The organism is Pirellulales bacterium (assembly GCA_019694455.1).
Lineage (GTDB): Bacteria > Planctomycetota > Planctomycetia > Pirellulales > JAEUIK01 > JAIBBY01.
Map to the genome: position 1 here is coordinate 101257 of JAIBBY010000005.1, position 17413 is coordinate 118669.

The window sequence follows — 17413 nt, forward strand, 5'->3', positions numbered from 1 at the left end:
CCACAGAACGAGTCTTGGCCATGACTTCCGATCGACACAGCGACGAAACGGCACTACTTGCTGGCGCGGGGGGCACGGCAGCGGCGATGAGCGGTGCGCCTGACGATGGGGCAAACGCCACCACCTTGCGGCCCGACGGGGCAGCCACTCATCGGGCGGCACAAACCGAACCGGGTGAAGCCATTCCGCCAGAAATCTCCGGATATCGACTGTTGGAGCGATTGGGCGAAGGGGGAATGGGGGTCGTCTACAAGGCCGAACACCTGGCGCTGCGGCGGTTGGTGGCGATCAAGATGATTCGCTCGGGCGCGCTAGCGTCGAGCGATGAGTTGATGCGCTTTCAGATCGAGGGGGAGGCAGTCGCGCGGCTGCAGCACGCCAACATCGTGCAAATCTTCGACGTGGGGCAACAGCAAGGACTGCGGTACCTGTCGCTGGAGTTTGTCGAGGGGGGGACGCTGGCGCACAAAATCGGCGGTCGCGCGCAGCCGCCGCGCGAAGCCGCGACGATGGTCGCGCACTTGGCGCGTGCGGTCCACGCGGCACACTTGCGGGGCATCATTCATCGCGACCTCAAGCCGCACAATGTGCTGGTTACCACAGACGGCGTGCCAAAGATCAGCGACTTTGGCCTGGCTAAACTGGCCGGCGACACAAGCGCCGCCGACAGCTACATGATGGTTGGCACCGCGGGATACATGGCCCCCGAGCAAGCCTGGGGGAGCGGCGCGGCGAACGAAATCGGGCCCGAGTCGGACGTGTACGGCCTCGGCGTGATTCTTTATGAAATGTTGGCCGGGCGAGTGCCCTTTGTCGGCTCCACGCCGCGCGAGACGCTCGAACAGGTGTGGACGAAAGATCCCCCGCCGCTGCGCCATTTGCGGCCCAATGTGCCAATCGATCTGGAGACGATCTGCCTGAAATGTTTGGAGAAACTGCCGCATCGACGCTATGCCAGCGCCGAGGCATTGGCCGACGACTTGTCGCGATTTTTGGCTGGCGAGCCGATACACGCCCGACCGGTCGGCGCGCTCGAACGCGCGGTGAAGTGGGCCCGACGACGACCGGCGATTGCGTCGCTGGCCGGAGTGGTACTGCTAGCCTCTGCGATGCTGATCGCAGTCGCGACATGGTACCAGATTCGCGTGAACGCCAATTATCGCCGGGCAAAGAGCAACCTGGAGCAAGCGCAGAACGCGATCGACCAGCTTATTAACCGCGTCAGCGTGGAAGGACTCAGCCCAATTCCGCAGACCGAGGGGCTGCGGCGTAACCTGCTGGAAACGGCGCTCGACCTGTGCCAGAAGCTGCAACTTGCCAATCCCGACGATCCTGATCTGGCGTGGCAGACCGCTCGCGCGCAGCGACAGGCCGCCGACCTGTACCAACTGCTGGGACAGACCCAGCGCGCCAAGGACGCGTATCGCCAATCCGCCGCTGATTTCGCCGCGCTGATTGAAACTGATCCGGCGCCACGCAATCGCCGTGAACTGGCGGTAACGTGGAATAATCTTGGCAATCTGTATGCAGCGCGCGGACAAGCGGCGGCAGCAATTGGCGCATTGGAGGAGTCCGCATCGCTTTGGGAGAAGCTGGCGGCCGAGTCGCCGGACAAGAATCGACTACAACAAGGTCGGGCAGCCGCGCAAAACAATCTGGGATTAGCGCGGCTAGCGGCGGGAGAAACAGAGAAAGCAGTCGCCGCATTGCAAGCTGCGCTGACCGTTCGCGAGAAGCTGGTAGCCGCGCAGCCGACCAACGCCGACTATCCCTTGGAACTAGCGGCGACGCTCAGCAATCTAGCCGACATCGATCGCCGCCGAGGGGAACGTACTCTCGCCGAGGAACGACTGCGCCGCGCGCTCGACGTCACCCAGCCGCTTGCCGCGACACCTGAATCTCGCTATATCCGCGCCTCTTTGGCGAACAACCTCGGCGCCATCCTCATTGGAAATGAGGAGAGTGAAACATCCGCCGCGATGTGCCGAGCGGCGGTCACCGGCTTTGAGACGCTCGTGGAACAGTACCCCGGCATACTGCAGTATCGGCGAGGACTGGCCGACTCGCTGTCGAACTTGGGCGGAGCGTTGATCGCGCGCCGCGAGTTGGATGATGCGGAGCGGCAGCTTGCTCGGTCGAAATCGGAGTTCGATCAACTGATCGCGAAATCGGGAACGATGACAAACCGGTTAGGGCTAATGTCGACACTTCAGCGACAGTCGCAATTGGCCAGAGAGCAAGAGCGCGAGCAGGATGCGCAAGAATTGAGCCTGGCGGCAGCGCGGTTGGGAGAGAGTCTGGTTGCCGAGGCGCCCGACAATCTGGCGGCGGCGGAAGCGCAAGCGGTGGCGCTGCTGACCTTGTCGGAACTGTTGACGGAGCGCCAGCGCCATGGCGAGGCACAGCGCCAGCTAGCCGATGCGTTGGCGCTGGCGCAGCGGGTACAGGCGCGAGCAACGACGTTGGCAACCACCACCACTTTGCGAAGAATTCTCCGGCAGTTGGGCGCGACGGCGCTCGAGAACGGCGACCCTGAGCAAGCGGCCGATGCCGCGGAGCAATTGGCCGCGCTCACCGGCGGGGCTGACGAGTCGTTCGCGGCGGCGCAACTCTTGGCGCAGTGCATTCCACTGGCCACGGGGCTCAAGGGATCCAAGGGGAATCAGGCTGCAGCCGACCTGGAGAGTCGCTGGGCGTCGCGCACAGCGGTGCTGCTGGAAGGGTTGCGGCAACAGGGCAAATTGAGCGAAGAACAGCTCAAAGAGGCGGCTTTTTCCGCATTTCGCGAGCGCCCCGAAGGTCGAGCGCTGCTGCAAGCCCCCTGATTCGGCGGTCGCCAAAAAAATTCCAGGCGATGCTGTCAGGACTGGCCGGGTCGGCCCGTATCTGCCGGTGAACAGCAGTCGAACGGACGTCAAACGTTGACCCTCCGAACGACAAACACACCTCCGCCGAATGGGAGACCCAGTCATGACCGTGTCCAAAAAGTTCTTCGCCTTGGCAACCGCCGCTGCCCTGGGAATTGGCGCCGCCACGCATGTCGTCGCGGCCGATCCGCCCGCCCAAGACTCGCAAGCAATCATCAACTCGTTGATTCAGAACCTGAATCAACTGCAAACCGCGCAGGCCAGTACGACACAGCAAACTCCGACTAACAGCAACACACAGGTCGCCCAGGCGCCGACTCAGCCGGTCGATCCCGTGGCGAACCCCAATCAGCAACCGGTCGCTTCGGCGCCGCCGGCGGTCAACAGCCAACCGCAGGTCAACTCGGGCACGGCTCCGAGCAGTGCCGGTGTGCTGACGAACGACAACATGATGAGCTTTTTACAGTCGCTTGGCTACGACCAGGTGGAGAAAATCGCCGACAACAAGTTCAAGCTCACTATGGTCCGCAGCGGTTGGTACTTGTACAGCAACGTGTTGATCGACACTTACGCCAACAAGGTGTGGTTGTTCAGCTACATGCGAGAGATCAAGGATGCAAGCAACGTGTCTGCCGACAAGTTCGTAAAGATATTGGAAGCGAACAATCTGATCGGACCGTCGCACTTCTACATGCTCAACGGCTCCCTATACCTGGGCCGCGCCTTTGAGAACAGCGGTGTCACTCCGGCCCGCTTCCGCGCCGAACTGGATCAGTTCTATGCCGATGCCCAGCGGACTGAAGAACTGTGGACGGCCAGTGCTTGGGAGACCACCAATCCGGCCCAAGTGACGACCACCTCCCCGCCCGCGGCGCCTGCCCCCACCCCGTAAGCTCAAATGAACTTGAATCGGCTGGGCAGACCGGCGGCTTGCGAAAGCGAGTCGCCGGTTTTCTGCGCGCGCCTCGGTTTATCACCAAGACTGTGAGTCGCGACTGGACGTGGCCAGCGCTCTAGACCGCGGCGGTTGCTGGCTTCCCTCGCGCGGCGGACGGTTGATGCTGCGGTTCGATGGTGACGAGCACGCATTTGAACGCGGGAGTGCGCGACGCCGGGTCAACACTGCGCGGGACCAGCGCATTCGCCTCGGGATAATACATCAAGGCGTTGCCGGCTTTGATCTCGGGGAATTCACGCGCCAAGATGTTTTCCAACACACCGATGGCGGATCGTACGGAGACTCGTTGGTTGTGGGCCAAACCAAGCGCGCGAAGATCGTCGGGATGGAGCAGAATGACGTCGCGGCGATCCTGTGCACGATACAGGTCGTAATCTTCGTAGACGACGGTATTGAATTGCCCTTCGCTGCGAACGGTCATCAGTCGCAGTTGGCCAGGGCCACCAGCAAGTTCTGGCAGTGGATGCGTGTGCAGACGAGCTCGCCCTGAGGGTGTGGAAAACCGCGGCTGATGAAAGGTGCGCCCCGCGATTTGAAACTCGCCGCGAGTCTGATCGATCTCGCCAATTTTTTCGAAGCCGGGGATGATCTTGGCAATCGCTTCGCGGATGCGGCGATGATCTGCCAGGCCGCGCCAATCGATCGGCCCATTGCTGGCAAGCACGCGATCAGCGATGGTCGAAACGACTTCCACTTCGCTCTTTGGTCCCGGGTGGCGAGCTGGGCCGCCGTCGCTGTAGCGCACGTGGTTGAACATCGACTCTTGCGTGGTGGGCTGCGGCTCCTCATCTCTGGCGAGTACGGGCAGAATCAACGTCTCTTTCGCCAAACCATGCGCATGGCCGGTATTGAGAGTGGTGTTGAGATAGCACACCATTTCGAGACCGGCTAGCGCCCGCACGGCGAAATGCGCATCGGGGTTGGAGCCGTAGAGGTTGCCGCCCAGGCAGAAACCTAGTTTCAGTTGGCCATTGGCGGCGCCTTCCATACAGCCCAAGGTGTCCAGCCCGACCGTAGTGGGCAGTTCGACGCCGAAATGTCCTTGCAAGCGATCAAAGATGGCGTCGCGCAAGCGTGGCGTCACCCCCACGGATCCGATGCCCTGCACGTTGGAATGCCCACGGATGGGCAGCACGCCGGCGCCCGCGCGACCGATCATGCCGCGCAGCGCCGCCAAGTTGACGATAGCCTGCACATTCTGCACGCCATGCGCATGGTGCGTGATGCCCATCGTCCAAGCAAAGACGACGCGTTGAGCTTGAACGTAGCGTTTGGCGATATCGTCAATCACCTCCATGTCGACACCGGATCGGGCGACAATGTCCTCCCAACTGAGGCTCGACAGGTGCGCGGCGAGGTCGGGCCAATCTTCGCAGTGCTGCTGGAGAAACGGTTGATCGACGGCGCCAAGTTCCAGCACGCGCTTGGCGATGCCGGACAATAAGGCCAGGTCGCCGCCGATGTGAGGCTGCACATAGAGGCTGGCGATCTCGCTCCCTAGGAGCATGCTGCGTACATCACTAGGGACACGAAAGTTGACTAGCCCGGTCTCGATCACCGGATTGATGACGATGACTTGCCCGCCACGGCGCCGGCAGCGCATGAGCGTGGTCATGAGGCGGGGATGATTGCTGGCCGGGTTGCCGCCGATGACAAAGATGAGGTCTGAGTGTTCGAGGTCGTTGAGTTCGATCGTCGCCGTGCCAGTGCCAAGGGCGCTGGCCAGCCCAACTCCACTTGCCTGATGACAGTAGTAGCTACAGTTATTGACGTTGTTGGTGCCGTACATACGGGCGAAAAGCTGCAACAAGAACGCCGCTTCGTTGGAGCTGCGCCCGCTGAAGTACCAAAAGGTCTCATTCGGGGAGGCGGACTTGAGGTGGTTGACAACGCGATCGAAGGCTTCGCTCCATTCGATGGCGCGATAGTACGAAGCGCCGCGCTCCAAGAGCATTGGCTGGACGATCCGCCCGCACGATTCCAGCTCTCGTGGCGAGAACGCCTGGAGCTGCGACACGGAGTAGGTGGACCAGAAGTCGGGACGGATGGCGCCTTGCATGTCGGCCGCCATGGCCTGGAGCGATTTCTTGCAGACCTCGGGAAAGTGCCCTTGCTCGTTGACCATGCCGCCCCGCTGGCCGCCCATGCCGACCGCACAGGTCTTACAGGCGTTCTTGGAGCGCATAGCGCGCCACAAATTCCAATAGCCGACCTCGCGCCCTTTGCGCAGCGTGTAGGCGATGGCCTGCCAACCGCCACCGGAAGAGAGCTTTTTCATGGCGGTTCGCCTCGCGACTCGGCTGATGGCCCCATTCGACGCGGCTTAATCATACCGTGCGGCGCGCGCTGACGAGCGGTTAGAGCGCCGATTCGGCGGCTGCGGGCTCGATCAGGTCGGCATTTCCGAGCACCAAACTTTTCTGCCACTGCGCGGCGAGCATGAGCACGTTGATGCCCGAGCCAATGCCCAACAACGCCACTTGATCGTCGGTTACCAGCCAACCACGCTCGGCGGCCATCGCCAAGGTGATGGGCAGCGCCACCGAGCCGGTGTTGCCAAGCTGCTCGACCGTCGTGAAGTCGATCGCTGGATCAAGCCGCAAGGCGTCGAACAGCAACTTGCGATGCGCGAGCCCGACCTGGTGGCAGATGGTCTTGTCGATGGCGCCGCGCGTCCAATCGGCCGCATGTAAGAACTGATCAAAGGCGCCTCGCGCCAGCTCGACTCCGGCGGTCATCATCCGTTCGGAATCTGTGGACATGAGAGGCCGCATTTCGCCGGCCACGGCCTCGTCGCGCCCACTGTGACATAATGTGGAAAGGCTGGTGTCGGTGGCGAAGATTCCGCCCAGTAGGCGGTTGTTGGCACGCGTCAACTCTTCGTCCACTACAACGGCCGCCACGCTGCCCGAGCCGATTGTGAGCGAAGCGACCGCGAGTTTGACGCTTTGGCGAGTGAGCGACTCGTCGGCGTTGAGCGTGGCGATGGTGTTTTCGACCAGCTCGCGGCTTCCTTCGCTGGCGACCACCAGTCCGGCCTTGATCTGGCCAAGTTCGATCATGTTGGCCAGATGAACGATGCCGTTGAGAAATCCCAGACAGGCGTTGCTTAGATCATAGATGAAGCAATTGGGCGAGAGGCCGAGTCTATGATGCACGACCGTCGCGGTGGCCGGTTCCAGGTAGTCGCGGCAGACCGACGCGTGAACCAAGGCACCGATATCGCGGCGATCGATGTCGGCTGCTTCGATGGCGCGCTCGGCGCTGGCCACGCTCTTTTCGCTCGGCAGTGTGCCAGGCGCCCAGAATCGGCGCTCGCGAATACCGGTCATTAGTTCCAAGCGGCCGACGGGGAGCTTCAAGCGGCGATACAACGGTTCGAGTCGGGCCTCGATCTCGTCGGAGGTGACCACATTCTCGGGCAACGTGTAGCCAAACGCTTCGAGACAGACGCGGTGATAACGCATGGAGGGGTAGCGCCAGCGATAGAAATAGGTGCAAGTGTGTTGGTCGCTTCAACATACGGCTCCGAAGGATTGTCGTAAAGCCGCGCTGGCCTGGCGTAAGGCACTTTTGAACGAATGATAAAGTCGCTGCTGGCATAGCACTGCTGCTATACCGAATATCGTGGTTCGCGGCGACAGCGACGCAAAATAAGCGATTTGCTTGAAGACGTATTTGCAGACCGATACATTTCGCCCCCGTGGTTGTGATTCATGCCGCGTGGGCATGCACAAGCTCAAGAGGCCAGTACTTAGGGAGGCACTCACAGCGTCCAGGGACGGATGCCGCAAGTGCAGGCATCTCGCGCTGCTCTTTGAGTGAGTCACGGATGACAACTACCCCCGCCGCACAACACGCCGCACCACGTCATCTCGGCTCGCACGTTGTAGCCCTTGCCATGATGGGCAAGGTTTGTCGACAGCGACATTCGTCCTGATAGCGCCAGCCTTTCGGTTCGCCTCACATTTCTCCACTGTTGCGTGAAGCACACGATGTGCTTCCAGGAGGCCAAGATGATCGCCAAGCCGCTTATCGGACTCAACGCCGACTTCCGCAGTGCACAGAAGGACACTCCGGCATTCAGCTATATTCAGTCAGGGTACTACGACGCCATTGTGCGGGCCGGCGGCTTGCCGGTGATCTTGCCGCCACTGGAAGAAGAATCGGACCTGATCGCAATTCTCGAGCGACTCGACGGTATGGTGATGGTCGGAGGCGCCGACATCGATCCGCGACGTGACGGCTTTATGCTACATCCGTCGCTGCGACTCTTGGATCCGCGGCGTGAGACGTTCGATCGCATGCTGATCGACACGATCGCCCGCCGAAGGATGCCTGTGCTGTGCATTGGCGCGGCGATGCAACTATTGAACGTGTCGCAAGGGGGCAACTTATTCTTGCACATCGCCGAAGACCTGCCGAAGGCGCTACCACACCGCGATCCGCTCGATCCGGCCCACCGGCACGCGCTGGAGGTAACGCCGGGTTCGCTGATGGAGCGAGTGTACGGCGAAGGCGAAATTCGGGTGAACAGCTTCCACCACATGGCCATCGACGAAGTGGCGCCGGGCTTTGCAGCTACGGCGCGCTGTCCCGACGGCGTAGTCGAGGCGATCGAGAGCGAGATCCCCGGTTGGATGGCCGTGGGGACGCAATTCCATCCAGAAGCGGATACCGCATCCGCGCTGGACCAGCGGATCTTTGAGGAATTCTTGGCCGGCCTTGGCGCCGAGACGTTGCCAATGAGGTTGGTGGCGTAACGACCCGCTGTACGCCGCAGCCTAGTGAGCGGCCGAGGGATTGCCCCCGCAGCGATCCCTCGGCCATTTTCTTTTTGAACGGCGCGCTATTCGTTGAGCAGATACGCGAAGATCAAGGGCGCGACGATTGCCGCATCGGAATTGATCATGAATCGCGGCGTGTCGGCGTCGAGCTTGTTCCAGGTGATCTTTTCGTTGGGCACGGCGCCGGAGTAGCCGCCGTAGGAGGTGACCGCGTCGGAGATTTGCGCGAAATAGCCCCAATAGGAGATGTCTTTTTCCAAGTCTTGAATGATGAGCGGCACGGCGCAGATGGCGAAGTCGCCAGCGATGCCGCCACCGATCTGAAAGAAGCCGATCTTGGACTTCTTTTCGGTTTCGAGATACCACTCGACCAGCCGCTGCATTTGCATCGTGCCCGACTTGACGACGTGATGCGAGGAGACTTTCTTTTCCATCACACGAGCGGTGAAGATGTTGCCGAGCGTGGAGTCTTCCCAACCCGGAGAATAGACGGTGAGCCCCTTCTCCTTGGCGGCGAGTATCCAGGAGTGCTCTTTGGGAATCTGGTAGTGCTGCTCGAAGGTGGGATCGTCGAGCAGTCGATAGAAGTACTCATACGGAAAGTACGATTCACCCTTTTTCGCTGCGTCTTGCCAATAGCTGAGCAGGCGCCCTTCGATGTGGCGAATGACCGTTTCGGGAATACAGGTGTCGGCCACTCGATTGAAGCCACGATCGCGCAGATCGACTTCATCTTGCACAGACAACTCGCGGTAGTTGGGCACGACACAGTATTCGCGATTAGCCACCAGATTGAAGATGTCCTCTTCGAGATTAGCGGCGGTGCAGCAGACGGCATGCACCTTACCGGCGCGGATCATCTTGGCCAGCGAAATACCCAGTTCGGCGGTGCTCATGGCGCCAGCCATGGCGAGCAGCATTTGGCCGCCGTCGTCAACGAATTTTTCCCAGGCTTGGGCAGCCGCGACCATTTCGCGGGCATTGAAGTGCCGGTAATTGAATTCCATGAACTGGCGGATCGACATGATCTAGCTGGCTCCCGAAGTAGCGATGACTCGATCGATTGCGGTCGATTAACCGCGGCCCCCTTCGCAGCACGTTTCACAGATGCGGTGGCACATGCTGCATTGCAGCTTGCCGCGCAATTCCATCAATTTGCCGCCGCAGGCGGGGCAGGCCGGCGCACATTGCGCCGTCCGATCGACATCGAATGGCGCCTGTGCGGGCGCGAATTGTTCTGGCGACGGGTTCGACATGCTGCAGTTAGCTCAGGCGAATCGACTGGAAATAATGGCGGGCGATCGAAAAACCCAAAGGATTCGCGCGATTGTAGAGTTCTGATCCTCAGGCGGCAACGGCCTGTAATAGCCGCAGTCCTCCGACGCTCACCACCAGCGCCAGCGAAGCCATGTGCGAAGCAAACCGGCGACTCGTGGCGTGAGACGCGTGCGGTTGAATGCGTCGGCCAGTTTGCGAACCGCCTCTGCCTGCGTGGGATAGGGGAGAATTGTGCGAGCGACGGATTTGAACCCCAGTCCGGCCGTCATCGCCAAGCTAATCGGCGCCATCAAGTCACCGGCGCGCGAGGCCACGATCGTAGCGCCAACCATTTGGTCGGTTCCCGCGCGTACCAGCACGCATGCCTGGCCAATGGCTTGATCGTCGAGCAGCGCGCGATGGACGTCGCTCAGCGGCAAGTCGAAGCGGTCGACGCGGATGCCTTGCTCAGCGGCTTGGCGCTCGGTAAGCCCGATATGCGCCAACTCGGGATCGGTGTAGGTACACCACGGGATCACCAGTTGGCTGGCCCGCGCTCGGCCCAGGAATAGCGCGTTCTGAATGACAATTCGGGCCATTGCATCGGCGACATGAGTGAATTTGTAACGCGAACAGACATCGCCCGCGGCGTAGACTTGGCGATTCGATGTGCGCAGATAGTCGTCGACGTGAACCCCATTCTGGGCATCAAAGTCGATGCCGGCCGCTTCGAGATTCAAATCGACATTCGGCGCCCGGCCCGTCGCGACCAGAACGGCATCGACCTCGATGGACAACGGACCGGCGTCGCTTTGCAGATAGAGACGCTTCGCGGCGCCGGTCGATTCGATCTGCGAAAGCTCAGCCAACCGGTGGAACCGCACGCCATCGGCCGCCAGGGAATTGGCGACCAATGTGGACGCCCAGGGCTCATCACGCGGCAATATACTCGGGCCGCGTTGGATTAGATGAGTTTCGGCGCCCAACCGAGCGAACGCCTGCGCTAGCTCGCAGCCAACTGGACCGGCGCCAAGCACCGCCAGCCGACGCGGCAACTCCGTCAGTTCAAAGATCGTCTCGTTGGTAAAGCAACCAGCATCGGACAGGCCGGGAATCTCTGGCACGCGAGCACCGGCGCCCGTGGCGACCATTGCGCGGTGAAAGCGCAACCGCTGCTCGTCTACAGTTAAGGAGTCTTTGTCGGCAAACTCAGCTCGGCCAAAAAAGAGATCGACGCCAAGTCCTTGGAAGCGGGTCGCGGAATCGTCGCGGCTGATTTCTGCGCGGATGCGGCGCAAACGCCGCATCACCTCTGGAAAGTTGGCGTTGGCGGCGGACGGAACGTCGAGCCCAAATTGCGCGGCTTGATGGACAGCGCGCATGGCGCGAGCGGCGCGGAGCAGGGCCTTGGACGGCACGCAGCCAAAATTGAGGCAATCGCCGCCCAGCAGTTTGCGTTCGACTAGCGCTACGCGAGCGCCGAGGCCAGCGGCTCCCGCTGCGGCAACCAGGCCGGCTGTGCCGGCGCCAATAACCACCAGGTCGTAGCGTGCGGCAGGAGTACGGGGCCGCCAATCGTCCGGGCGCACATTGGCGATCAGTTGGCGGTTGAATTCGTCAGCTGGCGGTATCTTGATGGGGTGCTGAGTTGGCACGAATGTTGGCGGTGGCTAGAGCGGCGGGTTCGTCGATCGCTTGGCGAATTGCGCGCCGAGCAATCTGCGCCAAGACAAGGGTGACCAAGATCGTAGCAGCGAGTCCCACCGCAAGCAGCACGTATTTCACCGTCGCGTCCTCGCGCTCGCCAGACATCAACTCGCGCAGACTCTCGGCCGCGGTGCCGAGATAGACATACATGATCGTGCCCGGCAGCATGCCGAGCCACGAGCCAAGAATGTATCGGCTGGCGGGAATGCGCGTGACGCCGAGCGCGTAATTAAGCACGTTATAGGGAAAGACCGGCGAAAGCCGCATGAGAAAGACAATGCGCAGTCCGGAACGGGCCACCGCGCGATCAATGGCGGCGAATTTCGGGCCACTCAGCACACGCGCGGCCACGGCGTCGCGAAACAGGGTGCGGCCCAGCAGAAAGGCGATTGTCGCCCCCAGCGTGCTGCCAATCGAAACCGCGACAACTCCGACGGGTACTCCAAATAGAAATCCGGCGCCAACCGTCAGGGGCCAGGAGGGGAGCGCCAACACGCAAGCGGGAATGTAGGCGGCGCTGAGGATGACCGGCCCCCAGGGACCAAGATCGCGAACCCAGGCAAGAAAGCGAGTGAACGGTTCCTGGACCGGAAGGACAAGCAGCGCGACCAATAGCGCCAGAAGCGCCGCGCCAATCAACATTCGACGCCAGGGCCAGCTTCGCGTCGAGTTGCTCATGCGCGGGTGAGCCGATGGAACTGCTCACGCAGCTTGATCGAAATCGATCCGGGGACGCCATCGCCGATCTGACGGCCATCCACCTTGACGACCGGGATCACCTCCGCCGCGGTGCCGGTCAAGAAGCACTCGTCTGCAATGTAGACATCGTGACGTGTGAGGGGGTCTTGGTGGACCTGGATGCCGGCGGCCAATGCGAGTTCGATCACCGCATCGCGCGTGATGCCTTCCAAGATTCCGGCGTCGAGCGGCGGCGTGTAAAGCTCGCCATTCTTGACCAGGAAGATATTGTCGCCGGTGCACTCGGCGACTTCGCCCTTGGTGTTGAGCATCAGGGCTTCGATGCAGCCGGCCTGCAATCCTTCGATTTTCGCCAGAATGTTGTTGAGGTAATTGAGCGACTTGATGCGGGGACTGAGGGCCGCGGGATGGTTGCGCAGCGTGCTGGCGGTGACAATTTCCAAGCCGCGCTCGTACAACTCCTGGGGGTAGAGCGCTATGTGATCGGTGATGATGATCACTTGCGGGTCGCTGGTGCGATTGGGGTCGAGGCCCAGGCTGCCGGCGCCACGTGACACGACCAGGCGGATGTAACCATCGTCAATCTGATTGGCGCGCAAAGTGTCGTTGACGCCCTTGGCCATCACTTCGCGAGAAATGGGAATCTCCAGCCAAATGGCTTTGGCTGATTTCCACAAACGGTCAAGATGCTGATCTAGCCGGAAGACGCGACCACCGTAGCTACGCAGGCCCTCAAAGACACCGTCGCCATATAGAAAGCCGTGATCGTAGACGCTGACCTTGGCGTTCTCTTTGTCGTAGAGCTTGCCGTTGATATAGACCTGAAGCGACATCGATCTCGCATGGGAATAGGGTTCGCCAGCGCGCGACCCGAGAAGCAAAATGCTATCTTGCGAGACGGATCGCGGCCGCCATTGCATCGAACATGGCACACCATGACGCGCGGACCGGCGGGCTCGCCACACCGCGAAATGTCGAGGCGGTTAGGCGGCGGTCTGCACCCGGCCGTCGGCCAGGCGTACAATCCGGTCGGCCTTGGCGGCGATCGCTTCGTCGTGCGTCACCATGACTATAGTGAGACTCTCCTGGCGATTCAAGGTTCGCAGCAGGGCCACAATTTCACGCCCAGTGGCGTGATCGAGATTGCCCGTCGGCTCGTCGGCCAACAGCGCCTCGGGCCGGTTTATCAGGGCGCGGGCAATCGCGGTGCGCTGCATTTCGCCGCCCGAAAGCTCACGCGGCCGATGCTCCAAGCGGTGCGACAGCCCCACCAGATTCAACAACTCTTTTGCCCGGGCGTGATGCTGGCGGCGCTCGCGCATGTAACGCCAAAAGCTCTGTTCGATCATCTTGGGGGAGAGGACATTCTCGAGCGTGGTGAGTTCGGGCAGCAGGTGATAGAACTGAAAGATCATGCCGATCTTCTGGTTGCGCAGGGCGTCGCGCTCGCGAACCGGCAGATTGTCGATGCGGCGGCCCGCAAAGTGAATCTCGCCGCGCGCCGGAGCGTCTAGCAGCCCCAGCAGGTGCAGCAGGGTGCTCTTGCCGGAGCCGCTTTGCCCGATGATCGCCAGAAACTCGCCGCGCCGCACAGCAAGATCAACGCCGCGCAGCACGGGAATTTGATGCTTGCCTTTGGTGTAAGTGCGCTCCAATCCGATGGCGGAGAGCTGCGCGCCTTTGATCGCGGCTGCCGCGGCAGGCAGCGCGATGTGTGGGCGGCCCGGCGAACTGGCAGAGGCGATGCTGGTAGTGGTCGCGCTATTCATAGCGAAGGGCCTCCACGGGATGCAGCCGCGCCGCGCGGCGGGCAGGTAGCACGCTAGCCAGCACCGCAATGCAGACGGCGCCAAGCACTATCCAACTCAATGTAAACGGATGCACGATCGTTGGAATCTTGGTGAAGTAATAGATCGACGGGTCGAACACTTCCTGTCCGGTGACGAGTCCGAGCAAGTCGGCGATTTCGTTGATGTAATAGACGAACAAGAGACCGAGCACGAGACCGACGCCGGAGCCGACCATGCCGAGCGAAAGGCCATAGCCGAGGAAGATGCCCGAGACGCCGCGACTCGATGCGCCGAGCGACTTGAGCACACCGATGTCGCGGGTCTTTTCTACAACGATCATGAAGAAGATCGCCAAGATGCCGAATCCGGCCACGGCGATGATCATGAACAACAGAATGTTGAGGATGGCGGTTTCCATTTGCACGGCAGCCAACAGCGGTCCCTGCTTATCGCGCCAGGTGGAGATGACATAGAGGTCGGGCGAAAAGGCGGCGCGCAGCTTGTCGCGAACGATCTCGCCCCTGCTTTCGTCCTTCAGCTTGATCTGGATCGAACTGGCGTAGCTGACGCCGGTGCGCGGATCGATCATGCCGCGCAATTGTTGCAATTTGGAGAGGGGCACGAACACGAAATTCGAGTCGTATTCGCTCATCTTGCTGTGGTAGAAATCGACCACCGTGAACACGTCGCTGATCACTTTGGGTGGCGATCCGGCGGTGGGGAAAGTGAGCTTTACATCATCGCCGGGAAGCAGCAACAGATGTTCCACGCCATCGGCGACGTGGTAGCTGGACAAGCCGAGGCCAAGCACCAACCCGGTCGCTTGTTCGGTGACGGGATCAAAGGTTTGTTCTGGCGCGGGGCCAAAGGGGCTCTCGGCGGGCGCTGCTTCGCCACCAGCATCTGGTGGCGCCGCCGCGGCTTGCGCCTGTTCGAACGACGCGGGGTCGATGCCTATGGCGGGTGGCGTCGGTTGCTGTTGCTGCTGTTGTTGTTCGAACTGCGCCTCGAAGGCGCGCTGCTGACGAACGACTTCGCCCCAGCGGCGGCGATGATCCCAGCCGGCGCGCGCCATTTGCGGTCGGCGCAAAGAATCGGCCCCGCCGCCCGGCTCTTGAACGTCGTAACCGTCTTCTCGTAAGGCGAACTGGAAGTGACGACGATTTTCGGGATGCTGCAAGTACTTGCCAAAATCGCCTGCCAGAGACTGCGTGCTCTCGTCGATGCCGATGAGCGTAATCGGCCGGTTGATCCAGTTGCCGCGATATTGAAAGCTGAGCATCGCGGGCACGTTGACGGTCACGGTCATCGCCGCGATGTCGTCGCCCGCCACTTCGCGCAATTGGGTGAGATGCCACTCGGGATCGTGAAAGCCTTCCAGGCTGCGGGCCTCGAAAACCACATCGGACAGGATGCCGTGGATGCGGTCTTGCATCTCGCGGGCGAAGCCGGCCATGACGGAGTTGACCACGATCATAGTGGCGACGCCGAGCGTGACACTAATGACCGACGCCAGCGCGATCCAACGCGTGCGGAGATACCGCCAGCAAAGCAAATATTTGTACATGCGCCTTCCTTGGCCTGTTGTTTGTCGCGGCTGCAATCAAGGAGCCGCAGCCCGCATTTGTATGTTACGTGGACAACTCCTCGCGACGGAGCAATGGGAACAAGATCACGTCGCGAATCGACTGCGCGCCGGTGATGAGCATCACCAGCCGATCGATGCCGATGCCGAGTCCGCCGGCGGGGGGCATTCCGTGCCGCAGCGCGCGTACGAAGTCGTGGTCCATCTTGGCCATCGATTCTTCTTCGTTCAGTCCGGCAAGCTGAGCGCCGAACAACTCTTCTTGCAGGTCGGGGTCGTTGAGTTCGGTGTAGGCGTTGGCGATTTCCATGCCTTCGATGAACAATTCGAAGCGCTCCGCCACCGCCGGGTCGCTGGCCTTGCGCTTGGTAAGCGGGCAAAGCGTGGCCGGGTAGTCGAGCACGAAAATCGGCCCTTTGAGCTGATCTTCAACCAACTCTTCAAAGACCTCGCTTTTGACGACATCGGGATGTTTGCCGGCCGTGTCGAAGCCAATCTTCTTCGCGACGCGCTCCACGTCGGCTGGGCTGTGCGGATCGACGCCGACGATCTCGGCGAACAACTCGTGGTACGTGCGGCGGGCGAAGGGAGCTGATAAATCGACGGTCGAATCGCCCCAGGTCACTTGCGATGGCTGGCCCGTGGCTGCTACGGCGTTGACGATGATCTTTTCGGTCAGGTCCATCATCGTGTAATAGTCGCCATAGGCCTGATACGCCTCGAGCATGGTGAATTCGGGATTATGACGCGGGCTGATTCCTTCGTTGCGATAGACGCGGCCGAGTTCGTAGACGCGCTCGAAGCCTCCGACCAGGAGACGCTTGAGATGCAGTTCGAGCGCGATGCGCAAGTACAGCGGCATATCAAGCGCATTGTGATGGGTGTTGAACGGACGCGCGGCGGCCCCGCCGGCGATCGTGTGCAGAGTAGGGCCCTCAATCTCGACGTAGCGCTCGCTTGCCAAGGTGGCGCGAATCGATTGCACGATCCGCGTGCGATTGAGGAACCGCTCCTTGGCGCCTTCGTTGTAGACCAGATCGAGATAGCGCATGCGCTGCCGCATCTCGGGATCGGTCAATCCTTTGTGCTTGTCTGGCGGCGGTTCGAGCGACTTGGTGAGAAAGTGAAGCTTCTCGGCAAAAATGGTCAGTTCGCCGGTCTTGGTGAACCGCAGTTCGCCGTCGACTCCGACGATGTCTCCCAGGTCGAAACAATCGGCTAACGCCCAGTTATCTTCGCCCACCTGTCCGCGGCCAATGAAGATTTGCACCTGGCCCGACCAATCGCGGATCTCGACGAAGATGAGCTTGCCGGTGGGACGTTGCAGCACCACGCGCCCGGCGGCGCGCACCTTGGGACCGACGATTTCGCCCGCGCCTTGTGCGGCCAGCCACTCGCGAAAATTGGAGCGATCGGCGGGAATGGAAATCTCACGCCCGTCGGCGGCGCGGAAGACAATTTGTGCGGTCAACGCGCGGACGTCGGCGAGCGACAAATGCTGGTCGAAGCGTTGACCCCAGGGGTCAATACCGAGCGAACGGATTCGTTCTAGCTTGTCGCGACGCGCCGCTTTGATCATTTCGCCCGACGGCGCGGATTCGCTAGCGGGCTGCGGGTCGTTGGACACGATGGTGGCGCCTGACTTTAAGACTAAAGAGCACAACATTTTAGTGCCGAGTCCCTAGGGGTCAACGGCAGCTTATTACGCCCCTGCCAAGCGCGCCGCGGATCGTCCTAAGCTGATAGCGGATCATCGATTGGGC

At 61.2% G+C, this 17413-nt stretch carries 12 protein-coding genes; 3 read left to right on the forward strand and 9 right to left on the reverse strand.

Annotated features, from left to right (window positions below; all coding sequences use genetic code 11):
* The first annotated feature begins 20 nt into the window (after positions 1–20).
* The gene (locus tag K1X71_04005) at positions 21–2825 is read left to right on the forward strand and encodes a serine/threonine-protein kinase (protein ID MBX7072288.1); all 2805 of its coding nucleotides are present in this window, start codon (positions 21–23) and stop codon (positions 2823–2825) included.
* 145 nt (positions 2826–2970) lie between these two features.
* The gene (locus K1X71_04010; protein ID MBX7072289.1) at positions 2971–3759 is read left to right on the forward strand and encodes a hypothetical protein; all 789 of its coding nucleotides are present in this window, start codon (positions 2971–2973) and stop codon (positions 3757–3759) included.
* 121 nt (positions 3760–3880) lie between these two features.
* Here the strand turns inward: K1X71_04010 and K1X71_04015 are convergent, their stop codons facing one another.
* Both K1X71_04015 and K1X71_04020 read right to left on the reverse strand, forming a co-directional pair.
* Positions 3881–6103: an FdhF/YdeP family oxidoreductase gene (locus K1X71_04015; protein MBX7072290.1), complete on the reverse strand. Its 2223-nt coding sequence runs from the start codon at positions 6101–6103 to the stop codon at positions 3881–3883.
* A gap of 79 nt (positions 6104–6182) precedes the next feature.
* Positions 6183–7292: a 3-oxoacyl-ACP synthase III gene (locus K1X71_04020; GenBank protein MBX7072291.1), complete on the reverse strand. Its 1110-nt coding sequence runs from the start codon at positions 7290–7292 to the stop codon at positions 6183–6185.
* A 549-nt stretch (positions 7293–7841) separates the two neighbouring features.
* Between K1X71_04020 and K1X71_04025 the strand changes: the two genes are divergently transcribed.
* Positions 7842–8588 carry a gamma-glutamyl-gamma-aminobutyrate hydrolase family protein gene (locus tag K1X71_04025; protein MBX7072292.1) on the forward strand — a complete coding sequence of 249 codons (747 nt, stop codon included), beginning with the start codon at positions 7842–7844 and terminating at the stop codon, positions 8586–8588.
* An 86-nt stretch (positions 8589–8674) separates the two neighbouring features.
* Here the strand turns inward: K1X71_04025 and K1X71_04030 are convergent, their stop codons facing one another.
* From K1X71_04030 to lysS, 7 genes are all read right to left on the reverse strand, one after another.
* Complete coding sequence (locus K1X71_04030; protein ID MBX7072293.1) at positions 8675–9637, reverse strand: deoxyhypusine synthase family protein; 963 nt, start codon at positions 9635–9637, stop codon at positions 8675–8677.
* 360 nt (positions 9638–9997) lie between these two features.
* A complete protein-coding gene (locus K1X71_04035) occupies positions 9998–11506 on the reverse strand; it encodes a mercuric reductase (GenBank protein ID MBX7072294.1) in 1509 nt (502 codons plus the stop codon).
* Positions 11487–12254 (reverse strand): TVP38/TMEM64 family protein, encoded by a 768-nt coding sequence (locus tag K1X71_04040; protein MBX7072295.1) that lies wholly within the window; start codon positions 12252–12254, stop codon positions 11487–11489. The genes K1X71_04035 and K1X71_04040 overlap by 20 nt, the downstream gene beginning before the upstream one ends.
* Entirely contained in the window at positions 12251–13108 is an 858-nt protein-coding gene (ilvE, locus tag K1X71_04045; protein ID MBX7072296.1) for a branched-chain-amino-acid transaminase, read from the reverse strand. Before ilvE ends, K1X71_04040 begins: the two co-directional genes overlap by 4 nt.
* A 150-nt stretch (positions 13109–13258) precedes the next feature.
* Positions 13259–14044, reverse strand: a complete 786-nt coding sequence (locus K1X71_04050) for an ABC transporter ATP-binding protein (GenBank protein ID MBX7072297.1) — start codon at positions 14042–14044, stop codon at positions 13259–13261.
* Positions 14037–15632: an FtsX-like permease family protein gene (locus K1X71_04055; protein ID MBX7072298.1), complete on the reverse strand. Its 1596-nt coding sequence runs from the start codon at positions 15630–15632 to the stop codon at positions 14037–14039. Before K1X71_04055 ends, K1X71_04050 begins: the two co-directional genes overlap by 8 nt.
* 64 nt (positions 15633–15696) lie before the next feature.
* Entirely contained in the window at positions 15697–17316 is a 1620-nt protein-coding gene (lysS, locus tag K1X71_04060; protein ID MBX7072299.1) for a lysine--tRNA ligase, read from the reverse strand.
* Positions 17317–17413 lie beyond the last annotated feature (97 nt).